At 74.0% G+C, this 26,331-nt stretch carries 31 protein-coding genes and 1 other RNA gene; 14 read left to right on the top strand and 18 right to left on the bottom strand.

Features of this window, described 5'->3' with window-relative positions:
• Nucleotides 1-125: 125 nt before the first annotated feature.
• Complete coding sequence (gene npdG / locus ACZ7H1_RS28665; RefSeq protein ID WP_470790688.1) at nt 126-851, bottom strand: NADPH-dependent F420 reductase; 726 nt, start codon at nt 849-851, stop codon at nt 126-128.
• A gap of 85 nt (nt 852-936) precedes the next feature.
• Here npdG and ACZ7H1_RS28660 point away from each other — a divergent pair, with 85 nt between their 5' ends.
• Nucleotides 937-1,551 carry a hypothetical protein gene (locus tag ACZ7H1_RS28660; RefSeq protein ID WP_470790687.1) on the top strand — a complete coding sequence of 205 codons (615 nt, stop codon included), beginning with the start codon at nt 937-939 and terminating at the stop codon, nt 1,549-1,551.
• A 30-nt stretch (nt 1,552-1,581) separates the two neighbouring features.
• On the opposite strand, the gene ACZ7H1_RS28655 is transcribed toward ACZ7H1_RS28660, so the two are convergent.
• Complete coding sequence (locus ACZ7H1_RS28655; RefSeq protein WP_470790686.1) at nt 1,582-1,875, bottom strand: hypothetical protein; 294 nt, start codon at nt 1,873-1,875, stop codon at nt 1,582-1,584.
• Between the two features lie 58 nt (nt 1,876-1,933).
• On the opposite strand from ACZ7H1_RS28655, the gene map reads away from it, so the two are divergent.
• On the top strand, nt 1,934-2,791 hold the full coding sequence (gene map / locus ACZ7H1_RS28650) for a type I methionyl aminopeptidase (RefSeq protein WP_470790685.1): 858 nt from the start codon (nt 1,934-1,936) through the stop codon (nt 2,789-2,791).
• Between the two features lie 146 nt (nt 2,792-2,937).
• Nucleotides 2,938-3,585: a biliverdin-producing heme oxygenase gene (locus ACZ7H1_RS28645; protein ID WP_470790684.1), complete on the top strand. Its 648-nt coding sequence runs from the start codon at nt 2,938-2,940 to the stop codon at nt 3,583-3,585.
• Here ACZ7H1_RS28645 and ACZ7H1_RS28640 read toward each other — a convergent pair.
• The 3 genes from ACZ7H1_RS28640 to ACZ7H1_RS28630 are packed head-to-tail and all read right to left on the bottom strand — an operon-like array spanning nt 3,575 to nt 7,209.
• Entirely contained in the window at nt 3,575-4,300 is a 726-nt protein-coding gene (locus ACZ7H1_RS28640; RefSeq protein ID WP_470790683.1) for a PhzF family phenazine biosynthesis protein, read from the bottom strand. The two genes, ACZ7H1_RS28645 and ACZ7H1_RS28640, sit on opposite strands and share 11 nt — an antisense overlap.
• Nucleotides 4,301-4,322: 22 nt before the next feature.
• Complete coding sequence (locus tag ACZ7H1_RS28635; protein WP_470790682.1) at nt 4,323-5,765, bottom strand: HtaA domain-containing protein; 1,443 nt, start codon at nt 5,763-5,765, stop codon at nt 4,323-4,325.
• Between the two features lie 58 nt (nt 5,766-5,823).
• Nucleotides 5,824-7,209 carry an HtaA domain-containing protein gene (locus ACZ7H1_RS28630; protein ID WP_470790681.1) on the bottom strand — a complete coding sequence of 462 codons (1,386 nt, stop codon included), beginning with the start codon at nt 7,207-7,209 and terminating at the stop codon, nt 5,824-5,826.
• Between the two features lie 113 nt (nt 7,210-7,322).
• On the opposite strand from ACZ7H1_RS28630, the gene ACZ7H1_RS28625 reads away from it, so the two are divergent.
• From ACZ7H1_RS28625 to ACZ7H1_RS28610, 4 genes are all read left to right on the top strand, one after another.
• Complete coding sequence (locus ACZ7H1_RS28625; protein WP_470790680.1) at nt 7,323-8,345, top strand: heme/hemin ABC transporter substrate-binding protein; 1,023 nt, start codon at nt 7,323-7,325, stop codon at nt 8,343-8,345.
• 1 nt (nt 8,346) lies between these two features.
• Complete coding sequence (locus ACZ7H1_RS28620; protein WP_470790679.1) at nt 8,347-9,507, top strand: FecCD family ABC transporter permease; 1,161 nt, start codon at nt 8,347-8,349, stop codon at nt 9,505-9,507.
• Nucleotides 9,504-10,343, top strand: a complete 840-nt coding sequence (locus tag ACZ7H1_RS28615) for a heme ABC transporter ATP-binding protein (protein ID WP_470790678.1) — start codon at nt 9,504-9,506, stop codon at nt 10,341-10,343. The genes ACZ7H1_RS28620 and ACZ7H1_RS28615 overlap by 4 nt, the downstream gene beginning before the upstream one ends.
• A gap of 185 nt (nt 10,344-10,528) precedes the next feature.
• A complete protein-coding gene (locus tag ACZ7H1_RS28610; protein WP_470790677.1) occupies nt 10,529-11,527 on the top strand; it encodes an SCO2278 family lipoprotein in 999 nt (332 codons plus the stop codon).
• A 22-nt stretch (nt 11,528-11,549) separates the two neighbouring features.
• On the opposite strand, the gene ACZ7H1_RS28605 is transcribed toward ACZ7H1_RS28610, so the two are convergent.
• From ACZ7H1_RS28605 to ACZ7H1_RS28595, 3 genes are all read right to left on the bottom strand, one after another.
• On the bottom strand, nt 11,550-12,131 hold the full coding sequence (locus tag ACZ7H1_RS28605) for a GNAT family N-acetyltransferase (protein WP_470790676.1): 582 nt from the start codon (nt 12,129-12,131) through the stop codon (nt 11,550-11,552).
• A 65-nt stretch (nt 12,132-12,196) separates the two neighbouring features.
• Nucleotides 12,197-13,066, bottom strand: a complete 870-nt coding sequence (locus ACZ7H1_RS28600; protein WP_470790675.1) for a PhzF family phenazine biosynthesis protein — start codon at nt 13,064-13,066, stop codon at nt 12,197-12,199.
• 62 nt (nt 13,067-13,128) lie between these two features.
• A complete protein-coding gene (locus tag ACZ7H1_RS28595) occupies nt 13,129-13,887 on the bottom strand; it encodes an SDR family oxidoreductase (RefSeq protein WP_470790674.1) in 759 nt (252 codons plus the stop codon).
• Nucleotides 13,888-13,977: 90 nt separating this feature from the next.
• Between ACZ7H1_RS28595 and ACZ7H1_RS28590 the strand changes: the two genes are divergently transcribed.
• The gene (locus tag ACZ7H1_RS28590; protein WP_470790673.1) at nt 13,978-14,979 is read left to right on the top strand and encodes a small ribosomal subunit Rsm22 family protein; all 1,002 of its coding nucleotides are present in this window, start codon (nt 13,978-13,980) and stop codon (nt 14,977-14,979) included.
• Between the two features lie 68 nt (nt 14,980-15,047).
• On the opposite strand, the gene ddaH is transcribed toward ACZ7H1_RS28590, so the two are convergent.
• Complete coding sequence (gene ddaH / locus ACZ7H1_RS28585; protein WP_470790672.1) at nt 15,048-15,863, bottom strand: dimethylargininase; 816 nt, start codon at nt 15,861-15,863, stop codon at nt 15,048-15,050.
• Between the two features lie 130 nt (nt 15,864-15,993).
• Here ddaH and ACZ7H1_RS28580 point away from each other — a divergent pair, with 130 nt between their 5' ends.
• Nucleotides 15,994-16,695, top strand: a complete 702-nt coding sequence (locus ACZ7H1_RS28580; RefSeq protein WP_470790671.1) for a TetR/AcrR family transcriptional regulator — start codon at nt 15,994-15,996, stop codon at nt 16,693-16,695.
• 207 nt (nt 16,696-16,902) lie between these two features.
• Nucleotides 16,903-17,652 carry a bifunctional DNA primase/polymerase gene (locus ACZ7H1_RS28575; RefSeq protein ID WP_470790670.1) on the top strand — a complete coding sequence of 250 codons (750 nt, stop codon included), beginning with the start codon at nt 16,903-16,905 and terminating at the stop codon, nt 17,650-17,652.
• 51 nt (nt 17,653-17,703) lie between these two features.
• Here ACZ7H1_RS28575 and yaaA read toward each other — a convergent pair whose 3' ends face one another.
• Nucleotides 17,704-18,504, bottom strand: a complete 801-nt coding sequence (gene yaaA / locus ACZ7H1_RS28570) for a peroxide stress protein YaaA (RefSeq protein ID WP_470790669.1) — start codon at nt 18,502-18,504, stop codon at nt 17,704-17,706.
• A gap of 141 nt (nt 18,505-18,645) precedes the next feature.
• Between yaaA and ACZ7H1_RS28565 the strand changes: the two genes are divergently transcribed.
• A complete protein-coding gene (locus ACZ7H1_RS28565) occupies nt 18,646-20,085 on the top strand; it encodes an RNB domain-containing ribonuclease (protein ID WP_470790668.1) in 1,440 nt (479 codons plus the stop codon).
• Nucleotides 20,086-20,184: 99 nt separating this feature from the next.
• Here the strand turns inward: ACZ7H1_RS28565 and ACZ7H1_RS28560 are convergent, their stop codons facing one another.
• From ACZ7H1_RS28560 to ACZ7H1_RS28530, 7 genes are all read right to left on the bottom strand, one after another.
• Nucleotides 20,185-20,589 (bottom strand): hypothetical protein, encoded by a 405-nt coding sequence (locus ACZ7H1_RS28560; protein WP_470790667.1) that lies wholly within the window; start codon nt 20,587-20,589, stop codon nt 20,185-20,187.
• 67 nt (nt 20,590-20,656) lie between these two features.
• A complete protein-coding gene (locus ACZ7H1_RS28555; protein ID WP_470790666.1) occupies nt 20,657-21,049 on the bottom strand; it encodes a hypothetical protein in 393 nt (130 codons plus the stop codon).
• A complete protein-coding gene (locus ACZ7H1_RS28550; RefSeq protein ID WP_470790665.1) occupies nt 21,049-21,474 on the bottom strand; it encodes a DUF2690 domain-containing protein in 426 nt (141 codons plus the stop codon). Before ACZ7H1_RS28550 ends, ACZ7H1_RS28555 begins: the two co-directional genes overlap by 1 nt.
• A complete protein-coding gene (locus ACZ7H1_RS28545; protein ID WP_470790664.1) occupies nt 21,474-21,887 on the bottom strand; it encodes a DUF2690 domain-containing protein in 414 nt (137 codons plus the stop codon). The genes ACZ7H1_RS28550 and ACZ7H1_RS28545 overlap by 1 nt, the downstream gene beginning before the upstream one ends.
• Before the next feature lie 14 nt (nt 21,888-21,901).
• Nucleotides 21,902-22,264, bottom strand: coding sequence for a hypothetical protein (locus tag ACZ7H1_RS28540; protein WP_470790663.1), 363 nt, complete (start codon nt 22,262-22,264; stop codon nt 21,902-21,904).
• Between the two features lie 46 nt (nt 22,265-22,310).
• Nucleotides 22,311-22,817 carry a hypothetical protein gene (locus tag ACZ7H1_RS28535; RefSeq protein ID WP_470790662.1) on the bottom strand — a complete coding sequence of 169 codons (507 nt, stop codon included), beginning with the start codon at nt 22,815-22,817 and terminating at the stop codon, nt 22,311-22,313.
• A gap of 107 nt (nt 22,818-22,924) precedes the next feature.
• Nucleotides 22,925-23,242, bottom strand: a complete 318-nt coding sequence (locus ACZ7H1_RS28530; protein ID WP_470790661.1) for a hypothetical protein — start codon at nt 23,240-23,242, stop codon at nt 22,925-22,927.
• A 377-nt stretch (nt 23,243-23,619) separates the two neighbouring features.
• On the opposite strand from ACZ7H1_RS28530, the gene ACZ7H1_RS28525 reads away from it, so the two are divergent.
• Both ACZ7H1_RS28525 and ACZ7H1_RS28520 read left to right on the top strand, forming a co-directional pair.
• Nucleotides 23,620-24,408, top strand: a complete 789-nt coding sequence (locus tag ACZ7H1_RS28525) for a helix-turn-helix domain-containing protein (RefSeq protein ID WP_470790660.1) — start codon at nt 23,620-23,622, stop codon at nt 24,406-24,408.
• Between the two features lie 130 nt (nt 24,409-24,538).
• Nucleotides 24,539-25,528 carry a helix-turn-helix transcriptional regulator gene (locus ACZ7H1_RS28520; RefSeq protein ID WP_470790659.1) on the top strand — a complete coding sequence of 330 codons (990 nt, stop codon included), beginning with the start codon at nt 24,539-24,541 and terminating at the stop codon, nt 25,526-25,528.
• Between the two features lie 35 nt (nt 25,529-25,563).
• Here the strand turns inward: ACZ7H1_RS28520 and ACZ7H1_RS28515 are convergent, their stop codons facing one another.
• Nucleotides 25,564-25,788 (bottom strand): hypothetical protein, encoded by a 225-nt coding sequence (locus ACZ7H1_RS28515; RefSeq protein WP_470790658.1) that lies wholly within the window; start codon nt 25,786-25,788, stop codon nt 25,564-25,566.
• A 109-nt stretch (nt 25,789-25,897) separates the two neighbouring features.
• Between ACZ7H1_RS28515 and rnpB the strand changes: the two genes are divergently transcribed.
• Nucleotides 25,898-26,304, top strand: an RNA gene (rnpB, locus tag ACZ7H1_RS28510) — RNase P RNA component class A.
• The last annotated feature ends 27 nt before the right edge of the window (nt 26,305-26,331 follow it).

The following is a 26,331-nucleotide window of genomic DNA, read 5'->3' as shown; positions in this document are numbered from 1 at the left end:
GGGGACCTCCGAGGGGAGGGGGTTGTTGGGGCCCCACCCCCGTCCCCCCCCTCCCCGCAGGGGATCGGGGAGGGGCCTACCCAAGACCCCCCGCCCCCCCCCCCGCGCCCCCCGCGGCGGGCGGCTCAGACGTCGGTGACGCGCAGGCCCGCGTGGGCCTTGTAGCGGCGGTTCACGGAGATCAGGTTCGCGACGAGCGACTCGACCTGGTGGGCGTTGCGCAGCCGGCCCGCGAAGACGCCGCGCATCCCGGGGATGCGCTGGGCCAGCGCCTGGACCAGGTCCGTGTCGGCGCGGGCCTCGCCCAGCACCATGACGTCGGTGTCGATCTCCTCGATCGACTCGTCCTGGAGCAGGACCGCCGAGAGGTGGTGGAAGGCCGCGGTGACCCGCGACCCGGGGAGCAGGGCGGCGGCCTGCTGTGCGGCGCTGCCCTCCTCGGGCTTGAGGGCGTACGCGCCCTGTTTGTCGAAGCCGAGCGGGTTGACGCAGTCGACCACGAGCTTCCCGTCGAGCTCCTCGCGCAGCGCCTCGAGGGTCTTGGCGTGGCCGTCCCACGGCACCGCGATGATCACGATGTCGCTGCGGCGGGCGCACTCGGCGTTGTCGGCGCCCTCGACGCCGAGGCCCAGCTCGTCGGCCGCGGTCTGCGCGCGCTCGGCGGCGCGCGAGCCGATGATCACCTTCTGGCCGGCCCGGGCCAGCCGGTAGGCGAGGCCGCGGCCCTGGTCGCCGGTGCCGCCGAGGACGCCGACCACCAGGCCGGAGACGTCGGGCAGCTCCCAGGGGTCCTTCGCCGGTGCCTTGGCCGGCGGCTTCGGGGCGGTGTCGGGGCTGTCAGTGGAAGTCATGGGCCGACCCTACTGCCGCTGCCGAATGGGTGACTGCGCAACAAGCGTTCCCCTCCGTCCCGCGCGTACGGCAGGATTCCGCTTCATGGACGCCGTGAGAGTGGCGCTGCTGCGCGAGGTTCTGGCGGGAACGGAGTGGCCGGGGGCCGCCCGGCGCTTCGCCGGCGGTCTGCGCGCGTCCGTGGTGCCCGCCGGCGGCGGCCTGCTCCTGGTCGGCACCGAGCAGTACGAGCCCTGGCACCTGGCCGCGCACCTGGTGGACGAGGCCGCCTGGTCCGGGCAGCCGGAGCTGGCCCCGACGCTCGTACGGCACCGGGTGCGCCCCGGCGAGCCCCCGCACCTGTCGGTGGGGCTGGGGCGCCTGGAAGCGGCCCGGCGCGGGGAGACGCTGCTGGTCGTGTCCCCGGAGGGACCCGGCGAGGGGCCGGGCGAAGGGCTCCTGGAGCGGGTGCACGACGCCCGCCGGGCCGGGGCGACGGTCCTGTCCCTGGACGGCGGGGGCGACGAGCTGCGGGCGCTGGCGCACGAGGCGCTGTCCGTCCCGCCCGATGCCGGGCTGGACCTCGACACCGTGCAGCACCTGGTCAGTGCGGCGGCCGGGGAGAACTGCCTGCCGGCGCAGCGCGCGCCCCGGCGGTTCCGGGACCGGCTGTCGCGGCTTGCGGACCAGCTGACCGCACCGCCGCCCAGCCGCTGGTAGGGGTGCCGGCGCCAGCGGCCGCTCCCCGGGTCAGGTGGCCGTACCGGTGCCCTCGCCGTTGGTGCCGCCGGGGCCGCCAGTGCCGTGAGCGCCGTCAGTGCCGCCCTGGCCGTCGGCGGACTTGTTGTGCCACCTGGGGTCGTTCTCCCACTCCAGGTTGCGTTCCTCCGCGGTCTGCATGGCGCGCGCCGCTTCCTCCGGGGTGTCGTACGGACCGAACCGGTCCTTGGCAGGGCACTCCGGGCCCTCCTCGACCTTCTTGTGGACGAGGCAGTAGTACCATTCGCCCGCTTTGCCCACCTGACGCTTCTTGAACAGGGCCATCTGCGGCTCCTCTCTCTGCCGCCATGCTGCCCGATCCGCGCTCGATACACTCGCATGCATGTCTGGCCAGTCGCTGCTCGTTCCAGGGGAGCTCTCTCCCACCCGTTCCGTTCCCGGCAACATCCGCCGACCCGAGTACGTGGGCAAGCCCGCGCCCACTCCGTACGCCGGTCCGGAGGTGCAGTCGGCCGAGACCATCGAGGCCATGCGCATCGCCGGCCGGATCGCCGCACAGGCGATGGAGGAGGCCGCGAAGCTGATCAAGCCCGGGGTGACCACCGACGAGCTCGACCGGGTGGCCCACGCGTACATGTGCGACCACGGCGCATACCCCTCGACCCTCGGCTACCGCGGCTTCCCCAAGTCGCTGTGCGCCTCGGTCAACGAGGTCATCTGCCACGGCATCCCGGACTCGACCGTCCTCCAGGACGGCGACATCGTGAACCTGGACGTCACGGCGTACATCGGCGGCGTGCACGGGGACAACAACGCCACGTACCTGTGCGGCGAGGTGGACGAGGAGTCGCGGCTGCTCGTGGAGCGGACCCGCGAGGCCCTGAACCGCGCGATCAAGGCCGTGCGGCCGGGCCGCCAGATCAACGTCATCGGCCGGGTCATCGAGTCCTACGCCAAGCGCTTCGGCTACGGCGTCGTGCGGGACTTCACCGGCCACGGCATCAACTCGTCGTTCCACTCCGGGCTGATCATCCCGCACTACGACAGCCCGCACGCCACCACCGTCATCGAGCCCGGCATGACCTTCACGATCGAGCCGATGCTGACGCTGGGCACCCACGAGTACGACATGTGGGAGGACGGCTGGACCGTGGTCACCAAGGACCGCAAGCGGACGGCGCAGTTCGAGCACACCCTCGTCGTCACCGCCACGGGTGCGGAGATCCTGACGCTGCCGTAGCGTCTTCTCCGTGGACGTTTTACCGACAGGACGTCGGGAACACATTGACTTAGGTATGCCTAAGTAGGAGGATCGGGCGTGGCGGTACCCGCTGCCGCCACGCCCGGTGCCCCTTTCCCGTCCCCATCGGTCCCTGGAGGTCCGTCTTGGACGCCTTCTCTACGGTCATCCGCGTCGCCTCGCACGAGCAGCACACCGAAGCCGAGACCTCGGCCTTCATGAGCGACCTGCTGGGCGGCAGGCTCGGCGTGGACGCGTACGCCCGCTACACCGAGCAGCTCTGGTTCGTCTACCGGGCGCTGGAGGAAGGCGCGGCGGCGCTGCGCGACGACCCGGTCGCCGGTCCGTTCATCCGGCCCGAGCTGATGCGGGTGGCGGAGCTGGAGCGGGACCTGGCCCACCTGCGGGGCGAGGGCTGGCGCGAGTCGCTGGTGGCCCTTCCGGCCACGCGGGCGTACGCCGCGCGGGTCGCGGAGTGCGCCGCGGGCTGGCCCGGCGGCTACGTCGCCCACCACTACACCCGGTACCTCGGCGACCTCTCCGGCGGCCAGATCATCCGGGACAAGGCCGAGCGGACCTGGGGCTTCGCGCGCAAGGGCGACGGCGTGCGGTTCTACGTGTTCGAGCAGGTGGCCAACCCGGCCGCCTTCAAGCGCACCTACCGCGAGCTGCTCGACGCCGTCCCGGTCGACGACCTGGAGAAGCAGCGCATCGTCGACGAGTGCAAGCGCGCCTTCGACTTCAACGGCGCGGTCTTCCGCGAACTGGGCGAGCAGTTCCCGCTCAGCGCTTAGCCGCCGCGGGCACGCCGCCCGCGGGCGCGAACCGGACCCGGCCGCCGATCTCGATCGTGCCGTCGGGTCCGGGTGCCGTCAGGATCTGCGATCCCGCGCCCTGGGTGATGTTCAGGGCGCGGTTCAGCTGTGCCGTCAGCAGCAGCGCCGCCGAGCCGGTGGCCTCGTCCTCGGCGATGGTTCCCGGACAGTCCCCGCCCGCGCAGGAGCCGGGGCCGCCGCCGCAGGTGTGCGGGCGCCGGGGGAAGCCGCGGGCGCGGATGCGGCCCGCCGTCTCGTCCTCCCAGGCCCAGGCGTACAGCCAGCCCTCTCCGGGCGGTGGGGCGGGCAGCGCGTCGACCTCGGCGGCGCTCGCGTACTGCCGGGTCTGCTTGCCCTCGGCCCAGTCGGCGCGGGCCGTGATCCAGGTGAACTCGCCGTCGTCGCGCGCCCACACCTCGCCGACCGGCGGGTGGAGCTCCTCCACGTCCAGCAGCCAGGCGACCCCCACCAGCGGGTGCCCCGCGAAGGGGAGCCGCATGCCGGGCGTGCGGATGTCGACGACCCCGCGCTCGGGGTCGTCGACGAACACCGTCTCGCTGAAGCCGAGTTCAGCGGTGAGCGCCTGACGGGAGGCGTCGTCGGGGCACGTCCGGCCGTCGCGTACGACACCCAGCAGATTCCCGTGGCGCCCGTCGCCCGCGCAGAACACCTTGAGCACGTCGAGATCGTTCACGCGGGCATTCAAGCACGGCAGGTCAGGCCGGGGAGGCCGTCCGGCGGGTGCGGGCGGCGAAGACCACCGCGGCGCCGGCTCCGGCGATCAGCCCGGCGGCGGTGAGCAGGGTGCCCGCGGGGACGCCGGCGCCGGTCGCAGCGAGGTCGCCGCCCACCGAGCCGCCGGTGGAACCGCCCACCGCGCCGCCGCCGGCCGTACCCCCCGTGGTGCCGGCCGTGCCGCCGCCCGCCGTGCCCCCGGAGGCGGCCGGCAGGGCCGCGTCCTTCTTCACGGACACGGAGAGGGTGACCGGGTCGACCGGGTCGCCCTTCTTGTACATCGAGCCGGTGGTGTCGTTGGCGAAGGCGGCCGCGCCGTCCGCGGTGAAGGCGGCGGGCACCGCCTTGAAGGTCAGCACTCCGGCCTTGGTCTTGTAGACGGCGCGGGAGAGGTCGAGGGTGGCGAAGGAGACGTTCTTCTTCGTGCCGGACGCGGTCTCGACGTCGAGGACGAGGGTGCCCTTCTTGCCCGCGGTGCCGATGCGGACGTTGGAGAACGTCATGTCGATGCCGTGGGCGGGGTACGAGAAGCGCAGCGCGCCCTTGAAGGAGGCCCTCAGCTTCTTGCCCGTGACGTCGAGGGTGCCGGCGGCCGGCCGGAAGTCGAAGGTGTCGCCGTTCTTGACGGCGCCGGCGCCCGGGGTGACGGTGCCGCCGCTCTGGACGTACCGGCGGAAGGACTCCTTCACGCCCCAGGTGACCTTGCCGTCCAGGACCTTCTTCGCGCCCGGCGCGGGAGTCGCCGGCGTGCTGGGCTCGGGGGTCGGCTTCGGGGTCGGCTTGGGCGTGGGCTTCGGAGTCGGCTTCGGGGTGGGCGACGGGGTCGGCGTGGGCTGCTCGAACTTGAGGGCGATGGTCAGCGGGTCGCCCGCGATGCCCTCGTAGGGACCGCCGAGCTGGGCGGCGGCCTCCTTGGTGAGGGTGGTGGGCAGCTTCTCCAGCGACGGGCCGGTGACGGCTGCGGTGGCGAGCGGCACGTCCTCGGTGGTCGTGCCGTTCTTGGTGACGTCGGCGGTCAGCTTCTTCCTGCCGCTGTCGAAGCGGAAGTCGGCGAGCTTGACCTCGAAGCCGTGGGCCGTCGACTTGAAGGTGACACTGCCCTTGAAGGCCGTGGTGACGATGTGGGTGACCGGGTCGTACTGACCGCTCGCCGAGCCGAAGCGGAAGGTGCCGTCGGCGTTCTTCTTCGCGCCGTCCGAGACGGTGATGGTGCCCTGCGCCATGCCGGTGACGTAGTCGCGGTAGCGCTTGACCACGCCCCAGTCGAGGGTGCCGTCGGCGATCTTCATCGGGGGCCGGGCGGCGGGCGCCCGGTCGGCGCTCGCGGCTGCCCCTGCGGGCACCACGAAGGCGGTCGTGCCGAGCGCGGCGGCGGTCAGGATCGCGGCCGCGGCGGCGATCGTACGACGATGTGAGGCGTACATGACAGGAATCTCCTGAACGGAAGGGGTGTCGGGGAGGGAGACGGGTGGCGCCCGGCGGCTACGAGGCCGGGCTACGGCGGAGTTTGCGGACGAGCAGGAACGCGACGCCGGCGAGGAGGACGACGCCGCCTGCCAGGCCCGCGTACAGCCCGGTGTCCGAGGACTCCGCAGGGGCGGCGGCCGCTGCAGCGGCCCCGCCGTCCGCGGGGGCGGCGGACGGGGGCGCCGCGGACGCGGTCGAGCCCAGGTCGGGCAGCGCGGGGAGCTGCGCCTGCGCGTCGACGGCGACGGAGAGGGTGACGGGGTCCATTTCGGTGCCCGCCCGGTACATGGAGCCGAAGGCCTTGGAGCCGCCCTCGGTGAGGGTGGCGGGCGCCTCGGCGAGGACGGCCAGCCCGTCCTTGACGGCAAGGCCGCGGGCGTCGAACTCCACGATCGGTACGGCCTTCTGCACGGCATCCGCGGTGGTGACGTCCGCGAGCAGGGTGCCCTTGCCGCCCGCCACCTTGACGGCGACCTTGCCGAAGGCGAGGTCGATGTGGGCGCCGGTGAACTTCACGGTGCCCGCGAATGCCGCGTCGAGCGCGCCCCGGCCCTGGTCGTACGTACCCCTGCCCTGCGGGAAGCGGAAGAGCGCGCCACCGTCCAGGGCGCCCTGGGCGAGCTCCCAGCGGCCCTGCTCGACGGAGCCGGTGACGTACTCGCGGAAGGTGCGGCGCACGCCCCAGTCGACGGCCGCGTCGGCGAACGATCCGGCGGCGGGCCGGGGCGCGGCGGTGGCACCGGGACGGGCGGTGGGCTGCTTCGGGGCCGCGTCGACCACGTCGACGGACAGGCTCACGGGGTCGAGCTGCGCGCCGGCGGCGTAGTAGCCCGCGAAGGCCTTGGCGCCCTGCGCGGTCAGCGTCGCGGGCACGTTGGCGAGTACGACGGGACTGCCGCCGCCCGTCATGGTGATGCCCGCGAGTCCGAGGGTGGCGAGCGGGACGCGGGTGTCGGTGGTGACCGGCCCGCTGCCCTTGGCCCGGCCGGTCACATCGGCGTACAGGGTGCCGGTGCCGCCCGAGATGCGGATCGCGGGACGCTCGACGGTGAGGTCCAGTTCGTGGGTGCCGTCGGCCTTCTGGTGGCCGTGGAACTGCACGCCGCCGCGGAACGCCGCCTCGAAGGCCCCGGTGGCCGGGTCGTACGAGCCGGTCGCCGAGTGGAAGCGGAAGAGGCTGCCGCCCGCGGTGGCGGCTCCGCCTTTCAGCCGGAAACCGCCTTTTGCGATGGGGCCGGTGACATAACTCTGGAAGGACGATTTGATGCCCCAGTCGAGCCGCCCGCCCTGCACGGTGCGGCCCGCCGCCTCTGCGGTGGCCGCGGGGAGCAGTGCCGCCGACAGGGTCACGAGCAGCGTGACGACGAACGCACGGAGACCACGTGCTGGTCGTGCGGACATGAAAGCCCCTCCAGGGTCTGGTAAGTAAGGTTAGGCTAACCTAAGCTACCCCTGCCGGGTAGGGAACCCCCCGGTCCCCAGAACCTTCAGCCGGACGACAGGACGGTGCCTTCGTGCGTACGCCCGCGGCCTCAACCCGCTTCCCCCGCCTGGCAGCAGCCCTGGTCGCCCTGGCGCTCGCCGCGGCCGGCTGCGGGGCGCAGGACGATCCGGCGGCGGCCCCGCGGGCCCGCCCGGCCGCGGCCCCCGACCGCGTCGAACCGCTCTCCCCCGCACCCGTCCCCGCCCTGCCGGCCACGGTCCCGTCCGCCGACGGCACCCGGGTCACGGTGGCCTCCGCGGACCGGATCGTGCCGCTCTCCGGCAGCCTGAACGAGATCGTGCACACCCTCGGGCTGGGCCCGAAGGTGGTGGCCCGCGACATCACGGCCACCTTCGAACAGGCCGCGAAACTCCCGGTGGTGACCCGCGCCCACGACGTCTCCGCCGAGAGCGTGCTGTCGCTGCGCCCCACCCTGGTCCTCGCGGAGAGCACCTCCGGTCCCGCGGAGGCGGTCCGGCAGATCCGCGAGGCGGGCATCCCGTTGCTCGTGGTCGCCCCGGCCAAGTCCCTGGACGACGTACCGAAGCGGATCAGCGCAGTCGCCGCGGCGCTGGGCGTCGCGGACGCCGGCACCCGCCTCAACGACCGCACCGCCGAGCGCATCTCGGCCGTGCGCAAGGACATCCCGGCCTCCGCCGCCGCGAAGAAGCCGCGGGTGGCGTTCCTCTACCTGCGCGGCACGGCCGCGGTCTACCTGCTCGGCGGCCGAGACTCCGGCGCCTCCTCGCTGCTGGAGGCCGCGGGCGCGCTCGACGCGGGCAAGGAGTCCGGCCTCACCAAGGACTTCACGCCGCTCACCAGCGAGGCCCTGGCCGCCGCGGCCCCCGACGCGATCCTCGTCATGGCCAAGGGACTCGACTCGGTGGGCGGCGTGGACGGACTCGCGAAGATCCCGGGCGTGGCCCAGACGCCCGCCGGGATGGACCGGCGCGTGGTGAGCATCGACGACGGCGTCCTGCTCAACTACGGCCCCCGCACGGACCGGGTGCTCGCGTCCCTGGTCGCCCAGCTCTACCGATCCGGCAAGGCGTGACGTGGCCCTCCCCCACCAGGCAGAACCAGCCACCACCGCGCAGGGCCCGGAGGGCACCGGCAGCACTGTCGGCACAACCGCCAACGCCCGCCCGGCCGGTGCAGCCGGGCCCGCCGGGCCGAACCGGCCCCGCCGGGCCGGCCCGGCAGGCTGGCTGACCGCCGGACTCGTCGCCGCCCTGGCCGTACTGGCCCTGCTCTCCGCGGGCCTCGGCGCCTACCCGATCCCGACCGCCGACGTCCTCGGCTCCGTCGGCCACCGCCTCGGCCTCGGCGGCGCCCCGCTCGACCGGGTCGCCGAGAGCGTGCTGTGGAACGTCCGCTTCCCGCGGATCGTGCTGGCGCTGCTCGTCGGCGCGAGCCTGGGCTGCGCGGGCGCCCTGATGCAGGGCGTGTTCGGCAACCCGCTCGCCGAGCCGGGCGTCATCGGGATCTCGGCGGGCGCCGCCGTCGGCGCCGTCGGCGCGATCGCCCTCGGGCTGACCTTCCTGGGCAACTGGACCGTGACCGCCTGCGCCTTCGTCTCGGGCCTGCTGACCGTCACCGCGGTCTACGTGCTCTCCCGCTCCGGCGGGAAGACGGAAGTGGTCACGCTCATCCTGACCGGAATCGCCGTCAACGCCTTCGCGGGCGCCCTGATCGGCCTGTTCGTCTTCTTCGCGGACAACGCCCAGATCACCCAGATCACCTTCTGGCAGCTCGGCTCGCTCGCCCAGGCCACCTGGCCCAAGGTGCTCGCCGTGCTGCCGTGCGCGCTCGCCGGACTGCTCGTCGCCCCCTTCCACGCCCGCCGCCTGGACCTGCTCGCACTCGGCGAACGCCCGGCCCGGCACCTGGGCGTGGACGTCGAGCGCCTGCGCGTCGTCCTCGTGCTCGTCGTGGCGCTGCTCACGGCGGCCGCCGTGGCCGTGGCGGGGATCATCGCCTTCGTCGGGCTGCTGGTGCCGCACCTGCTGCGGATGGCGAACGGGCCCGGCCACCGGTTCCTGGTCCCGGGCAGCGCGCTGGCCGGAGCCGTCGTCCTCGTCGCGGGCGACCTCGCCGCCCGCACCCTCGTCCCGCCCGCCGAGCTGCCGCTCGGGGTGCTGACGGCGCTGTTCGGCAGCCCGTTCTTCTTCTTCCTGCTGCGCAGGACCCGTCGCCGGCAGGGAGGCTGGGCATGAGGCTGACCTCGCTCCTGGGGCGGACCCGCAGACAGCTCCCGGCCCGCCCGGAACCCGGCGCGACCGTCGCCGAGGCCCGCGACCTGCACGTCCGGCTCGGCAGCCGCGAGGTGCTCGCCGGCATCGGCCTGGCCGTCCGCGCCGGCGAAGTCCTCGCCCTCGTCGGCCCCAACGGCGCCGGCAAGTCCACCCTGCTCGCCGCGCTGGCCGCCGACCTGCCCGCGGCCGGCGGGGAGCTGTGGATCGACGGCCGTCCGGCGGGCGACTGGCCCGCGCCGGACCTGGCGCTGCGCCGCGCCGTGCTCCCGCAGTCCGCCGAGCTCTCCTTCTCCTTCCCCGTCGGCGAGGTGGTCCGGATGGGCCGCGCACCCTGGGCCGGCACCCCCCGGGAAGAGGCCGACGACGCGGCGGTGGCCGCCGCCATGGCCGCGGCCGAGGTCACGGAGTTCGCGGAGCGGCCGTTCTCCGCACTGTCCGGCGGCGAGCGGGCGCGCGTGGCCCTGGCGCGGGTGCTCGCCCAGCAGGCCCCGCTGCTGCTCCTGGACGAGCCGACCGCCGCGCTGGACCTGCGCCACCAGGAGCTGGTGCTGCGCACCTGCCGGGAGCGGGCCGCGGCCGGGGACGCCGTGGTCGTCGTCCTGCACGACCTCGGCCTCGCGGCGGCGTACGCGGACCGGGCGGCGGTGCTGCACGGCGGACGGATCGCCGCGGACGGCCCGCCCGCGGAGGTCTTCGGGGACGCCCTGCTGAGCACGGTCTACCGGCAGCCGGTCGAGGTGTTCCCCCATCCGCGGACCGGCGCGCCGCTCGTGGTGCCCGTACGCGATCCCGCATGACCTCGCTCACCAACGCTTGACCCCTTGGCCAGGGCTTTGCGGTGCATGGGGCGGTCGTGAGCAGCCGGATCCGACCGTCCTCCAGGTCACGGTGTGGGCGCACTACCCGATCCCGGCGCTCGCCCTGTTCCCGGCCCCGGTAGGGTTCGGACGGTCGGCGGGGGCGAAGGAGCAGAAGAGCGAGCATGAGAAGGCTGAGGCAGTCGGCCGTACTGACGGCGGCAGTGGTCGTGCTGACTTTGACGGCGGGCGCGTGCACACAGGTGAAGGAACAGGAAGCCCTGGTGCCGGCGGCGACGCCGGCCGAGGCCGCGCAGATCCTCAAGGAGTTCGTCGCGACGTACAACCGCGCCGAGCAGTCCTACGACGCGAACCTGATCCAGAGCGCCACGGACGGTCCCTACGGCGACGGCCGCGCAGCCGCGCTGCGCGCGAGCAGGGCGCTCAAGCCCGGCGGCAATCCGCAGTACAAGCCGCTGGAGCTCACCGACGCCAAGTTCGCGATACCCAGGAACCAGGGCTGGCCCCGCTGGTTCGTCGCGGACACGGACACCAACCGCGACGAGAACACCGAGAACGCGGCGCGGCGGGTCGCCCTGGTCTTCAACAAGGACGCGGCGGACCACCCCTGGAAGGTCACCTACGTCCTGACGCTGCCGCCCGGCACGATGCCGGAGCTCCGCAAGGACAAGGACGGGTGGGCCGAGCCGGTCGCGCCCGACGCCGAGGACCTGTCCATACCCCCGGCGCAGCTGAGCGCGCGGTACGCGCAGTACCTCACCGACGGCGTGCCGAACGGCTTCGCCCCCGGTGCGCACACCACCGGCCGCCGGGCCGTCCGCGCCGACGGCGCCTACCAGCCCGGGTTCACGACGCAGGTCCTCGACCAGGCCGCCGACACCGGCGCGTACGCCCCGGTGGGCCTGCGGACCGCGGACGGCGGCGCGCTGGTGTTCTTCGCCACCCGGCAGTTCGAGCAGGTGAAGCTCGACAAGTCCGCCAAGAACGCCGCCATCCCGCTGCCGCCCGCGATGAAGGCCATCATGACCGGCACGCTCAAGGACACCCTGGTCCGCGAGAGGCTCTCCGCCCAGGCGGTCACGGTGCCCCCGGCCACCGACCCCGAGGCCCGGGTTTCCTTCCTCGGCCGCACCACCCAGGTGGTCGCCGCCAAGGGGAGCTAGCAGGGCTCGGTCAGGGCTACCGCTACCAGAGCCGGTCGACGGTCCCCGGGTACAGGCCGATCCGGCTGCCCGGGAAGGCGTCCCGGGCCGCCTGCGCCGCCGGGGAGAAGAAGCCCGCCAGCACCGCCTTGTCGAAGCCGGGCGCGTCGCTGGGGAGGGGGTCCCCTGGGGTGCCGCCGACCAGGACCGCGCCCGGGAGCGCCGACCAGCCCGCCGCTACGTAGAAGGGCAGCAGGCTCCGGTCGCAGGTGAACAGCCCGAGGTCGAGGTCCGGGTCGCCTGCCAGCCGCTCGCGGGCCGCCGTGACCAGCCGCAGGCCGTGGCCCCGGCCGCGGGCCGCGGCCCGGGTGACCACCGTGCTCAGCCCGGCGGCCCGGTAGGTGCGGCCCGCGTGGTCCAGGTCCTTGTGCAGCAGGTCCAGCGCGGCCACCACGGTCCCCGGGCCGTCCACCAGCAGCAGGGAGACGGGCCGCAGCAGCGGGTCGTGGCCCGGGCCCGCCGAGGGCGTCCCGTCCGCGGGCGGCCAGGCCTCGTCCTGGAGGGCGAGCACCTGGCCGCGCAGCGCCGGCGGGGTGTCCGCCTCGGGGAACGTCAGTACGCGCATGCGTCCCAGTATTCAGCCCGTCTCGCCGCCCGCCGGCCTGCGGCCCCGGTGCCCCGCTGCCCGGTTCAGGCGGCCGGGATGGCCACGCCCTCGCCCGAGACCCGGATCCGGGGGTCGCCCGCCCGCAGCTCCACGGTCAGCACGCCCGGCCGGCCCATGTCCACGCCCTGGTGCAGGGTGAGCTCCGCGTCCGCGGGCACGAGGGACAGTTCCCGGGCGTACGCGCCGAAGGCCGCGGCGGCCGCGCCCGTGGCGGGGTCCTCCACGACCCCGCCCACCGGGAAGGGGTTGCGTACGTCGAAGACCGTCTCCCCCGCGCGGTGGACGAGCTGCACGGTCGTGAGGTCCAGCCGCACCATCAGCGCCTCCAGGCGCCCGAAGTCGTAGGCGAGGTCCGCGAGCCGCTCGCGGGTGGCGGCGCCGAGGACCAGGTGCCGGGCACCGGCGTACGCGATCCGCGGCGGGATCGCCGGGTCCAGGTCGGCGGCCGGCCAGCCGAGCGCCGCCAGCGCCTCCGCGAGGTCGGCACCGGCGATCTCCTCGACCCGCGGCTCGACGCTGGTCAGCGTGGCCCGCAGCCGCCCGCCGCTCTCGGCGACCGTCACCGGCACCTCGCCGGCACCGGTGACGAACAGCAGGTCGCCGGGGCCGATCCGCTCGGCGAGGGCGACGGCGGTGGCGACGGTCGCGTGCCCGCAGAAGGGGACCTCGGCCTTGGGGCTGAAGTACCGCACGCCGAACGCCCGGCCGGGCTCGCCGTCGGTGCCCGCGGGCGGCGCGGTGAGGAACGCCGTCTCGCTGTAGCCGAGCCCGGCGGCGATGCCGAGCATCGCGGCCGCGTCCAGGCCGTCGGCGTCGAGCACGACCCCGGCGGGGTTGCCGCCCTCCGGGTCGCTGGAGAAGGCCGTGTAGTGCAGTACCTGAGTCATGGTCATGATCACGGCAACCCGCCCGGCCCGCCGGGCATTCCCGGGGCCCGCGGGCCTGCCGATGCCCGCTAGCCGCGCCCGATGTACGGCATGGCGGTCGCCATGACGGTCGCGAACTGCACGTTGGCCGCCAGCGGCAGTTCCGCCATGTGCAGCACGGTCCGGGACACGTCGGCCGCGTCCATCACGGGCTCGACGGCCAGCTGGCCGTTGGCCTGGAGGATCCCGGTCTGCATCCGCTCGGTCATCTCGGTGGCGGCGTTGCCGATGTCGATCTGGCCGCAGGCGATCCGGTACGGGCGCCCGTCGAGGGAGAGGGACTTGGTCAGGCCCGTCACGGCGTGCTTGGTGGCGGTGTACGCGACCGAGTGGGGCCTCGGCACGTGCGCGGAGATGGAGCCGTTGTTGATGATCCGGCCGCCCTGCGGGTCCTGCTCCTTCATCATGCGGAAAGCCCCCTGCGCGCAGAGGAACGCTCCGGTCAGGTTCACGTCCACGACCTGCCGCCAGGCCTCGTACGAGACGTCCTCCAGCGGCACCCCGGCCGGCCCGAAGGTGCCCGCGTTGTTGAAGAGCAGGTCGAGCCGCCCGTACCGCTCGCGCACCGCCGCGTAGAGGGCGGCCACGTCGTCCGGCGCGCTGACGTCGGCCGGTACGCACAGCACCTCTGCCCCGCCCGCCGCCCGCGCGGTCTCGGCGAGCGGCTCGGCCCGCCGTCCGGCGATGGCCAGCGACCAGCCCGCGGCGGCCAGCGTGAGCGCGACGGAGCGCCCGATGCCGGAGCCCGCGCCCGTCACGACAGCGATCTTCTTCCCGCTTGCGTCCATGAGGCCGCAATGTACGGGAACGGTGCCCCGGACCCCGGGACGTTCCACCAGCTGAGAGGACGGGCACCGGCCGCGTCCTAGACTTTCGGGGTGAACCTCTCCGTCCGTACCGCCGACGCCCTGCGTGCGGCTCTCTCCGGCCTGCTCGACGGGCTGCCGCCGAAGCAGGCCGCGCTGGCCGTCGACCGGCTGATCGCCAACTACCGGGGGCGCACCCCGACCGACGCACCCGTGCTGCGCGACCACTCCGACGTGGCCGCGTACGCCGCGTACCGGATGCCCGCGACGTTCGGGGCCGTGAGCTCCGCCCTGGCGGGACTGGCGGCAGCGGCTCCGGACTGGGCGCCGGCCTCCCACGTGGACGTCGGCGGCGGCACCGGCGCGGCGACCTGGGCGGTGGATGCGACCTGGGACGGCCCGCGGACGACCACCGTCCTCGACTGGGCGGAGCCGGCGCTCGCGCTGGGACGCGAACTGGCGCAGGCGTCCGGCTCGGCGGTGCTGGAGGGCGCGGCCTGGCGCAAGGCGGTCATCGGCCCCGGGCTCGCGGTCCCGGAGGCGGACCTGGTGACGGTCTCGTACGTCCTGGGCGAGCTGACCGAGGAGGCCCGCGGTGCGGTCGTCGCGGAGAGCGCGGCCCGCGCCTCGGCCGTGGTGGTCATCGAGCCGGGCACCCCGGAGGGCTACCTCCGCATCCGCGAGGCGCGCGACCGGCTGGTCGCCGCGGGCATGCACGTGGCGGCGCCCTGCCCGCACGACGGGACCTGCCCGATCGTGCCGGGCGAGGACTGGTGCCACTTCTCGGCCCGGGTCAGCCGCAGCTCCCTGCACCGCCAGGTGAAGGGCGGCACGCTGGCCTACGAGGACGAGAAGTTCAGCTACGTGGCCGCGACCCGCTTCCCCACCGCACCGGCCGCGGCCCGCATCACCCGCAAGCCGCAGATCCGCAAGGGTCTGGTCCTGCTGGACCTGTGCGGCCCGGAGTCCCGGGGCCTGTACCGCGAGAACGTGTCCAAGAAGCACGGGGCTCTGTACAAGGCGGCCCGGGACGCGGAGTGGGGCGACGCCTGGCCGCCGGAGGGCGAGGACTGAGCGGGCGCGCTCCGGCGGCCGGGGGGCACGCGGCCGGGGTCACGGGACCGGCGGCCGCGGGAGCGGGGTCACGGCGCCGGGCGCAGCTCCTGCGTGCAGCACTTCACGCTGCCGCCGCCCTTGAGCAGCTCGCCCAGGTCCATCCCGATGGGCTCGAACCCGCGCTCCCGCAGCGGTTCGAAGAGGCCGACGGCCTGCTGCGGGAGCAGGACGTGGCGGCCGTCGGAGACGGCGTTGAGGCCCAGCGCCGCCGCGTCCGCCTCGGTCGCGAGCAGGGCGTCGGGGAAGAGCCGGCGCAGGACCGAGCGGCTGCCGGGCGAGAACGCCTGCGGGTAGTACATGACCTCGTCGCCGTCGAGGACGGACAGGGCCGTGTCCAGGTGGTAGTACCGCGGGTCCACCAGGTCGAGGCCGATCACCGGGCGGCCGAAGAACTCCTGCGCCTCGTCGTGCGAGAGCGGGCTGGAGCGGAAGCCCCGGCCGGCGAGCAGGTAGCGGCCGGTGACGGCGAAGTCGCCCTCGCCCTCGTTGATGTGGGAGGGCTCGTGGACGTCGGTGAAGCCGTGGGCGCGGAACCACGCGAGGTGGGCCTCGGCCTCGGCGGCGCGTTCGGGGTAGGCGAAGCGGGCGCCGAGCACCCTGCCGTCGACGACGGTCGCGCCGTTGGCGGCGAAGACCATGTCGGGCAGGTCGGGCTGCGGTTCGAGCAGTTCGACGGTGTGACCGAGCGAGCGGTACCTGTCGCGCAGGTCCTCCCACTGGGTCAGGGCGAGCCCCAGGTCCACCGGCTTGGCCGGATCCATCCACGGGTTGATGGAGTAGCTGACCCTGAAGTGCGCGGGTGGGCACATCAGGTAGCGGCGGGGTGTGGCGTCTCGGCGCAAAGAAGGCTCCTCACGGGACAGCACGAAGCAGGAAGAGAATCGTCTCTCCACTTCGCTCACGGCGCATTGAACTGATCGGGTGGTTTGCCCGTCGGAGAGGTGTCCGAAGCCTTGCGCTAGGTTTTGCGCCATGCCCGCCGCCAAGCCCGCCAAGCCCGCCACGCCCGACAAGCCCGCCAAGCCCGCCGGGCCCGCGGCTTCCGCCAAGAGCCCCGATGCGACCCGCCGCAGCGAGCGGTCCCGCCGCGCCATCCTGGACGCCGCGCTCGCCCTGGTCGGCGAGGTCGGCTACAACAAGCTGACCGTCGAGGCGATCGCCGCCCGCGCGGGCGTCGGCAAGCAGACCATCTACCGCTGGTGGACCTCCAAGGCCGAGGTGCTGCTCGACGCCTCCCTCGCCCTGGCCGGGGACGCGGCGGCGGAGGGCGAGTGGGCCGGCTTCCCGGACTCCGGGGACCTCGCGGCGGACCTGCGGCTCGTGCTGCGGGCGACGGTGGACGAGCTGAACGACGAGAAGTACGAGGCCCCGACCCGCGCGCTGACCGCCGCCGGGGCGACCGACCCCGAGCTCGGCGCCCGCTTCACGGAGCAGCTCCTCGCCCCGCAGCTCGCGCTGTACGAGGAGCGGTTGCGTGCGGCGCGGGAGGCCGGGCAGCTCGCCGGGGACGTGGACCTGCGGCTCGCCGTCGAGATGCTGCTCGGGCCGCTCACGCACCGCTGGCTGCTGCGCACCGGGCCGCTCACGCACGCGTTCGCGGACGCGCTCGTGGCGCAGGTGCTGCGGGGCATCGGGCCCCTTCCTCAGGGCGGCCCCTCGACCGGGCGGCCCTGAGAAAGGGGCCCGCGCCCGGGTTGTCCGCTTGTGTGATGGAATGACATCCGCCCCACGGCTTCCTTCCGGGGCCCCGGTTGGGGAGTGCGGTCACCTGAGGCTCAGGATGGTGGGACCATTGCGTGACTGGCTGGGACCGGCCGGTACTGACTGGGACTGGCTCGGACTGGGTCGGTCTGCCGGGGGAACGGTGAGGTGAGGGGATTGATGGGGTCTGAGTCCGGCCGCTGGAAACGCGGCGAGCAGAGCAGGATCGCCCAGTGGCTGCGCAGGCGCCAGAAGCCGGCCGCGGACGACCCCGCCCGTGAGCGCGAGTCGCTCCTGCTGGCCGTCGCCGCCGCGGGGCTGCCGCTCGCTCCGGCCGCCCACCCCGCCGGCTACCGATGTTCGTGCGAACGCATCGGCTGTCCCACCCCGGCCAGGCACCCGCTGTCCTTCGCGTGGCAGACCCAGTCCACCACCGACCGCGGCCAGATCGAGCGGTGGGTGCGCAACCAGCCCCAGGCCAACTTCATCACCGCGACCGGCATGGTCCACGACGTGCTCGACGTACCGCTGGAAGCCGGCCGCAGCGCCCTCGAACGGCTCCTGGCCGCGGGCATCGAGGTGGGCCCGGTCGCCGAGTCCGGCGGCACCGGCGGACACGGCCGGATGCTCTTCTTCACCGCCACCCGGGGCACCCCCGAGGACGAGGACGAGTGGTGGCCCTGCGAGCTCGACTGCCACCCCGAGACGATGGACGAGCATCCCGGTCTGCGCTGGCACTGCCGCGGCAGCTACGTGCTCGTCCCACCGGCCCGCCTCCCCGGTGACCTGGAGGTCGCCTGGGTACGGGGCCCCGAGCACGCGCTCCCGGACCCGCTGACCCTGCTGGAGACCCTGACCGAGGCCTGTGCCCGGCACGCCGGCGAGGCCGACCACGACCCGCACGCGGTGGCCTGGCCCCTCAGCCGCTGACACCGGACCGGGGGCTCGTGGCCCCCGGCCGGCGCCGCCGGACGGTCCGCGTCAGTGGATCTCGGTGACCACGACGTCCAGCGACCACGCCTTCGCCGCCTTGGCCGGGGCCTCGCCCTCGACGGCGTAGCCGAGGTCCCGCAGGGCCACGACCAGCTCCGCGGGGGACTGCGGATCGGCGCCCGCCCGCAGCAGGTCCCGTACGAGCCGGCCCTTGGTCGCCTTGTTGAAGTGGCTGACGACCGACCGCTTCTCGACCCCGTCGACCGTCTGTGCGTGCAGCACCCGCACACTGGCGGTCCGCCCGGCGAGCTCGCCCTTCGGCTTCCACGCGGACGTGTAGGCCGAGGAGCGCAGGTCCAGGACCAGCCCGTCCCCCGCCGCCTCCGGCAGCACCGATGCCATCGGCGTGCGCCAGTACGCACCCAGCGCGCCCAGCCCCGGCAGCTTCACCCCCATCGAGCAGCGGTACGACGGGATCCGGTCGGTGATCCGCACCGCGCCCCACAGCCCCGAGAACACCAGCAGGGAGCGCTCGGCGAGCGCCCGTGCGTCCGCCTCCAGCCCGGCGAGCCCGAGGGCGTCGTAGAGCACGCCCGTGTAGATCTCCCCGGCCGGGCGGGCACCCGCCGTGCGCAGCTCGGCGTTCTTGCCCACCTCGCCCCGCAGGCCCTCGCTGAGCCCGAGCACCTCGCGGGCCTTGTCCTCGTCGGCCATGCAGAGCTCGACCAGCTCGTCGAGGACCGCGGCGCGCGCCCCGGCCAGCCCCGGCAGCGAGAGCCCCTCGGCCTTCAGGGGGGCGCCGGAGCCGCCGGCGGCCTTTCCTTCGGACGGCGGCAGCAGCACGAGCACGGCGGTTCTCCTTCAGGACGTACGAACAGGGGATGCGGCCCCCGCGCCAGGGTAAGCGGTCCGGCCGCTCCGGCGTGTCGCCCGCTCACCGTGCCACCCGCTCGCCGTGCCGCCCCGCCGCACCGGCCATAGGCTCGGTCCATGCCACGCCGCCACATGCACATGACCGGCGCAGCCGGCGCTCCGCTGCGGGCCGCCCTGCGCGACCTGCGGACGCAGCTGGGCGTCGCCGAGGGCTTCCCGGGGGAGGTGGAGGCCGAGGCGCAGCGGTCCGCCCGGGAGCCGCGGCTCCCGGAGTTCGACGCCACCGACCTGCCCCTCTTCACGATCGACCCGCCGGCCTCGGTCGACCTCGACCAGGCCATGCACCTCGCACACCTCCGGGACGGCGGGTTCCGCGTCCACTACGCCATCGCCGACGTCGCCGCCTTCGTCGCGCCGGGCGGGGCCGTGGACGCCGAGGCGCACCGCCGGGTGAACACCCTCTACTTCCCCGACGGCAAGGTCCCGCTGCATCCGGCGGTGCTCTCGGAGGGCGTGGCAAGCCTGCTCCCAGGCCAGACCTGCCCGGCACTGCTGTGGCGGATCGACCTCGACGCCGACGGCCGTACGGAATCGGCACGGGTGCGCCGGGCACTGGTGCGCAGCCGGGCCAGGCTGGACTACGCGGGCGCCCAGCGGGCGATCGACGACGGGACGGCGGACGCGTCCCTGGCCCTGCTCAAGGTCGTCGGCGGGCTGCGCGAGGGACTGGAAGTGGAGCGCGGCGGGGTCTCGCTGAACGTGCCCGATCAGGAGATCGTCGAGCACGAGGGGTCGTACGAGCTGACGTACCGGGCGCCGCTGCCCGTCGACGGCTGGAACGCCCAGATCTCCCTGATGACCGGGATGGCCGCGGCGGAGCTCATGCTGACGGCGGGCACCGGGGTGCTGCGCACCCTGCCGAGCGCTCCCGACGGCGCGGTCGGGCGGCTGCGCCGGGCCGCGAAGGCCCTGCACATCGACTGGCCGCACCACGTGCCGTACGCGCAGCTGATCCGCTCGCTCGATCCGCGGCAGCCGCGGCACGCGGCCTTCCTCCAGGAGTGCACGGCACTGCTGCGGGGCGCCGGCTACACGGTCTTCGAGAACGGCGAGCAGCCGGATCCGGTCCTGCACGCCGCGGTGGCCGCGCCGTACACGCACTGCACGGCGCCGTTGCGGCGGCTGGTGGACCGCTACGCGGGGGAGGTGTGCGTGGCGGCGTCCGCGGGGCGGGAGCCGCCGGAGTGGGCGGTGGCGGCGCTGGCGGACCTGCCGAAGGAGATGGCGGCCGGCGGGCGGCTGGCGAACACCGTCGAGCGGGAGTGCGTGGACCTGGTCGAGGCGGCGGTGCTGCGGGACCGGGTGGGCGAGACGTTCGACGGGATGGTGATCGACGTGCAGGAGCGGGAGCCGGGGGTGGGGATCGTGCAGCTGGAGGAGCCGGCGGTGGTGGGGCGGATCGAGTCGGCCTCGGCGGTCCCGCTCGGCGAGCGGATCAGGGTGCGCCTGACCCGGGCCGACCCGGGCGTCGCCAAGATCCTCTTCGCACCGGCGTAGCGACCGTCGGGCGTGCGCGGGCGCCGGTCCGGCCGGGACCCGTGTGCGGGGTCCCGCCCGGACCGGCGGTTTCGGCGCCCTGACCGGCACCGGGGCGGGTCAGGAGTACACGTTCCAGTTGAGGGTGCCGCTCCAGGGGAGCTTGATCTCGCTGAGGTCGGCGGCCACGGCGAGGCAGAAGACCGTGCCGGAGCGGAAGTTGCTGCCGAGCAGGTGGCGGCGGCCGTCGCCGAGCTCGACGTCGCGGCCGCCCACGCCGCGGTTGCCGCACTTGTACCACTTGGCCTTGATCGGCAGGTCGAAGTCCGGGATCTGGAGGTAGACGTTCGAGCCGTTGGCGGTGATCGTGCGCCCGGTCTCGTAGTACGTGTAGCTGCCGCCGACGTGGCCGGAGACGTTGCTGGTGGAGGCGTGGGCGGGGCCGGTGGCCAGCACCATCGCGCCGGCCAGCGCGGCGCCGGTGACCAGGAACTTTCGAGCGGTTGCGGCGGGTGACTTCGTCACGGCAGGGGTGTCCTTCGCGGGAGTGGGCGGGCGGGGCAGGGGGAACGGCGGGCGGCGGGGCGGACCGTCAGACGCGGCACTGCGCGGAGTCGGTGATCCGCAGCCGGTCCACGGTCCCGAGCGGCACGAGCAGGGCCGTGTCGCCGGGGGCCAGGCAGTACGTACGCCCGTTGGTGAAGTGCAGCAGCGCGCCGTCGTCGCGGCGGGTGTTGACGGCGTACTCCGCTCCGCGGCTGCGGGTCAGGGTCTGCCAGCCGGAGGTGATGTCCTTGAACCGGCCGGCTTCCGTCTCGCCGATGTAGAAGCAGACGTACGGATGGGCGCAGGAGGCGGCCGGTGCGGCGGCCGGCGCACCGGCCGATGCGGAGCCGGCGGCCGGCAGTACGGCCGCGGCCGCCGCCGCCAGCGCCACGACGGCAGCGCGGGCGGACGGGCGGGGGTGCGGGCGGCGGGCGGCCATCAGTACGACCCCGTGCACTCGTGCGAGTCGGAGCCCGTGCCGGCCACGCGCCAGTAGCCGCAGGCCCAGGCGGTGATGTCCTTGTCGTTGACCATGACGCTGTGGAAGGTCCCGCCGCCGGACGGCCCGTGGGTCGTGTACTTCTTGCCCTGGCTGTTCTCGACGACGATCCGGGCGTTCTTCGGCGCGTGCTGGAACCGGCCCCACGCGGCCCGGCAGGCCGGGCTGTAGCGCAGCTCCATGCCGGTTCCGCCGGGGGCGGTCTTCACGGTGCGGGCGTCGTTCTGGCAGATGGTGTTGGCCGGGTTGAGGCCGTTGCACGAGGAGCCGAGACAGCTGGTGGCGGCCGAGGCCGCGGGCGCGGTCAGCAGACCGGCCGCGAGCAGCGCACCCGTGCCCAGCGCGGCGGCGGTGCGGAGCTTCATCAGTAGGCCCCCGTGCACTCGGTCTGGCTGCCGCCGTCCCAGACGCCGCAGGCCCAGGCCGTGACGTCCTTGTCGTTGACCATCACGCTGTGGAAGGTCCCGCCGCCGGCGGGGCCACGGGTCGTGTACTTCTTGCCCTGGCTGTTCTTGACGTCGAGCGTGGCGCCCTTGGGGGCGTTGGGGAACCGGCCCCAGGCGGCCCGGCAGGTCGGGCTGTAGCGCAGCTCCATCCCGCGGAACGCTCCGGTCTTCACCGTGCGGGCGTCGTTCTGGCAGATGGTGTTGGCCGGGTTGAGGCCGTTGCACGAGGAGCCGAGACAGCTGGTGGCGGCCGAGGCCGCGGGCGCGGTCAGCAGACCGGCCGCGAGCAGCGCACCCGTACCGAGCGCGGCGGCGGCGATGCGGAGCTTCACGATGCTTCCTCCCTTCAGCAGTTGTTGCTGGTGGTGATGCGGATCTTGTCGACGGTGCCGGTGCTCCGCAGGTTCTCGCGGAGCTCATTGGGCTTGAGGCAGAGCGTGCGGCCGTTGGTGAAGTGCAGCAGCGCGCCGCCGCTGCTGCGGGTGTTCCAGGCCTTCTCCGCGCCCTTGCTCGCGACCAGGTTCTGGTAGCCGGAGGTGACGTCCTGGAAGACGCCGGTGCGCGTGGCGTAGTCGACGTAGAAGCACACCGCCTTGTCGGGGCAGCCCAGTCCGTCTGCCTGGGCGGCCGGGGCGGCGGCCAGGCCGGCGGTGGCGAGTGCGGCGGTGCCGAGCAGGACGGACAACTTCTTCTTCAGGGTGAGCTTCATGGCGGTTCCCTTGTCTGGAGTGGGTGGTTTCGGGACGGCGGGACGGTCAGGCGCTGGCGGAGTTCGTGCAGGCCGCGACACCGCCGCAGTACGTGATGTCCCAGTGGTTGCCCTCGCGGGCGTAGACGTTGCCCGCCGAGGAACGCCAGCGCTGGGCGCCGTCGCCGCGCGTGGCGATCTTGGTGAAGCTGCCGGTGATGTAGTTGCTCACGCAGGTCGCCGGGTTGATGTCGATCTTGTAGCCCTTTCCGTGGCTGTAGTCGCCCCCGGCGTGGCCGACCTCGGTGCCGCCGGTCACGTTGATGGCGCAGCCACTCGCGCTCTTGAGGGTCTTGATGCCGTCGAGCGTGACCTGCCGCATGCCATCGAACGACGTGCAGTTGGGGCGCGTGCGGTCGCTGCAGCCGCCGGAGGATGACCAGGTGATGCCGGCCGACCGGAGCTGGCTCGCCGCGCTGGAGTGGGAGACGGCGAAGGCGTTCGCAGGCAGGGCGACGACGGTCGCGACGGCGAGGGAGGCGGTGGTGAGGGCGGCACGACGCAGGGTGCGCATGGCGATGTCCTTTCTTGACGGGATATATCGGGTGGCTCGGGCACACGGGTGCCCTGTGTCCGGTTCGGTTGGTTCGGTTGGTTCGGTTGGTTCGGGGGCGCGGTCGCCTAGGCGGCGTCGGGCGGTTCGGGGTGCCGCAGGCCGAGCGGGTGTTCCCGTACCGTCCATCCGGCCAGCAGCGGCGAGGCCGCGATGGCGCGCCGGGCGGTCTCCAGCGCGGCGGACAGGGCCGCGTCGGCGGAGTCGGCGAGGGCGTAGAGCACGAAGTCGGCGTGTCCGGATCCGGTCCGGACGGTCATGTGCTCGGGGTGGTCGGCCGGCCGGGAGGCGGCCCACAGCACGTCGGTGAGGGTGTGCTGGTCGATCACCGGGTGCGGCGCCGCCGGACCTGCCGTCAGCACCACGGACACCATGGTGAGATGCACGCCCCGGCTCAGTCCCAGATGAGACCGAAGAAGCTGAAGAACACGGATCGGCCCTCCCTTTCAGGTCGTTGCGGTCGTCGAAGTCGTACGGGCCGGTCCGGAGTGGTCCGGACCGCCGCTTCCGGAGGCTGTGCTCCGGCTGCATGAGAAGCATCGCGCCGGGCCGGTGCCCCGCGGAAGGCGTACCGGGTGAGAGCAAGTGCTCCTGAGTGCTTGGTGTCAGCCCGACCCGACCGGAACCACTCTGGTCACTCGCCTCCCACCGCTGGCATGATCGGCGCCGACACCGCGCGGACCGACCAGCCGCGCGCCTTCAGGGGGAGGGCCCAGGAATGGGTTCGGTACGTCGTCGGCCTGCGCAGGTGCTGCGGCCGCATGTGCTCGGATACACCGGCTTCCGTACGGAGTTCGGCGCGCCGAGGCGCCGGCTGGAGATCCCGACGGGGCTCGCCACGCTCGTCTTCACGTTCAGCGAAGGGCTGTGGGTGTCCCGTTCGGACTCCTTGCGCGCGACCTCCCACGGCATGGTGAGAGGACCGCACACCGGCCCGACCGTCGGCGTGCACGCGGGCGCCGTCCACGGGCTGGAGGTGAACATGACCCCGCTCGGCGCGTACCGCCTGTTCGGGATCCCCATGTGGCACTTCGAGGAGACCCGCCTCGACCTCGCCGACGTCCTCGGGCCGCGCAGCGCCTGCCTCACCGAGCGGCTGCGCGACCAGTGCTGCTGGAACGAGCGGTTCGACCTGCTCGACCGGGAGTTCGCGGCCCGCCTGGACGAGGGGCCGCGGGTCGCCCCGGAAGTCGCCTGGGCCCTGTCCCGGCTGCGGACGGACGGCGGCTCCCTCGCCACGGTCACCTCCGGGACGGGCTGGAGCCCACGGAACCTGCGCGCCCGCTTCCGCGAGCAGGTCGGTCTGTCGCCGAAGGGGATGGCCCGGGTCTTCCGGCTCCAGCGCGCCCTGCGGCTGCTTGCGGCGGGCACGGCGTCCGCGCAGGTCGCCGCCGCGTGCGGGTACCACGACCAGGCCCATTTCAGCCGGGACATGAAGGCGATGACCGGGCTGCCGCCCTCGCAGTTCGTCCGGCTGCGCGGCGGGCTGCCGCCCGGTTCCGCGCTCGACCGGCTGCCCGGCCGGGTCACGAGCGTGCTCCTCCCCGGCTGACCCGCCGGCCGGAGCGGCTCGCCACGGCCGCGCGGCCGGCCCGATGCCGTTTTCCACAAGACGCGGGGACCGGGCCCTTGCCACCCTCGGGGCACGACCTGGGCACCACTCGTCACTTGGGAGGATCCGCATGCTCGATGCCCTCGGCCTGGACCCCGCCACGGAGTCCGTGTACCGGCTGATGGCCTCGCGGCCGGAGGGCTGGGGCGTGGAACAGATCGCCACGCACCTCGGCTGCGGCGAATGGGAGGCCCGCGAGGCCCTGGACCGGCTGGCGGAGGCCGCCCTGCTGCGCCGGTCGATGGCCGCGCCGGGCACCTGGCGCGCGGTCAGCCCCGAGCTCGGCGTACAGCTGCTGCTCCGGCGGCGGCAGGAGGAACTGGAGCAGCGGCACCGGGAGATCGCCGAGAGCCACGAGTCCGTCTCCCGGATGATCTCCGACCTGTGCCGGCAGGCCGGCCGGACGGACGGCGCCGACACCGAGCAGCTGACCGGCATCGACGCCGTCCAGGCCCGGCTGGAGCTGATCGCCACGCAGGCCGCCGACGAGATCTGCACCTTCATGCCCGGCGGCGCCCAGTCGCAGCCCGCCATCGACGCCGCCCGCCAGAACGACGCCCAGCTGCTCGGCCGCGGGGTGGGCGTCCGTACGGTCTGCCTCGACAGTGTCCGGGGCAGCGCGCCGACCCTCGGCTACGCGCGCTGGCTGGCCGACCACGGCGGCGGGGTGCGGACCGTACCGACCCTGCCGCTGCGGATGATCCTGGTCGACCGGTCGCTCGCGCTGGTGCCGCTGGACCCGGGCGACAGCCGGGCGGGGGCGGTGGTGCTGCGCGTGGCGGGTGCGATCGCGGCGCTCACCGCGCTGTTCGAGCAGGTCTGGTCGAACTCCCTGCCCCTCGGCTGCGACCGGCCGCGGGACGCGGAGACCGGGCTGACACCCCCGGAGCGGGAACTGCTGCGGCTGCTCAGCCAGGGCATGACGGACGAGGCCGCCGGGCACAAGCTGGGCGTCTCGCTGAGTACCGTACGGCGCCAGATGGCCGCGCTGATGGAACGCCTCGGCGCCCGCAGCCGCTTCGAGGCGGGCCTGCGCGCGGCGCAGCGCGGCTGGCTCTGAGCGTCCGGACACGGACACTCAAGGCGCCCTTGCGGTCAGGGGCGCTGCGGCGCCCGGCTGCGCACGGCCTGGACGACGGCTCCCGGGTCGTCCGCGTGGAAGCGGACGGTCCGGGCCTCGGCCGGTGCGCCGAGCGGGCGGACGACGGCGACCGGGCGGGTCAGCTCCGCCGTGACGGAGGTCTGGCTGCCGACGATCAGGTCGAGGACGCCGTCCCCGGACAGGGTGACCAATCGGCCTTCGGGATACCTGCGATCCACCCGGATGGAGGAGATCGGTTCCGGGGCGACGGTCAGGTCCGTAAAAACCCTGCCGCTGCGTCAAGGTCAAGCGGCGGCGGGACAGCCGGTAGCATGGTCCACCGCAGAACGACCGGAGCGGGCGGCCGCGACGGGACTCCGGTCCCGCCGAGGAACGTCCGGGCTCCACAGGGCAGGGTGGTGGGTAACGCCCACCCGGGGTGACCCGCGGGACAGTGCCACAGAAAACAGACCGCCGGGGGCTTCGGCCCCCGGTAAGGGTGAAACGGTGGTGTAAGAGACCACCAGCGCCTGAGGTGACTCAGGCGGCTAGGTAAACCCCACCCGGAGCAAGGTCAAGAGGGGTGTGCCGTCTCCGGACGGCCGCCCTGCGCGGACGTTTGAGGGCTGCCCGCCCGAGTCCGCGGGTAGACCGCACGAGGCCGGTGGCAACACCGGTCCTAGATGGATGGCCGTCTCCCCGGCGACCGCGAGGTCACCGGGTGACAGAACCCGGCGTACAGCTCCGGTCGGTCTGCGAACCGCAACGCCGAAGGGCCCGCA

The organism is Streptomyces sp. NPDC037401, assembly GCF_055602345.1.
This window is presented reverse-complemented; position numbering and strand designations above follow the sequence as displayed.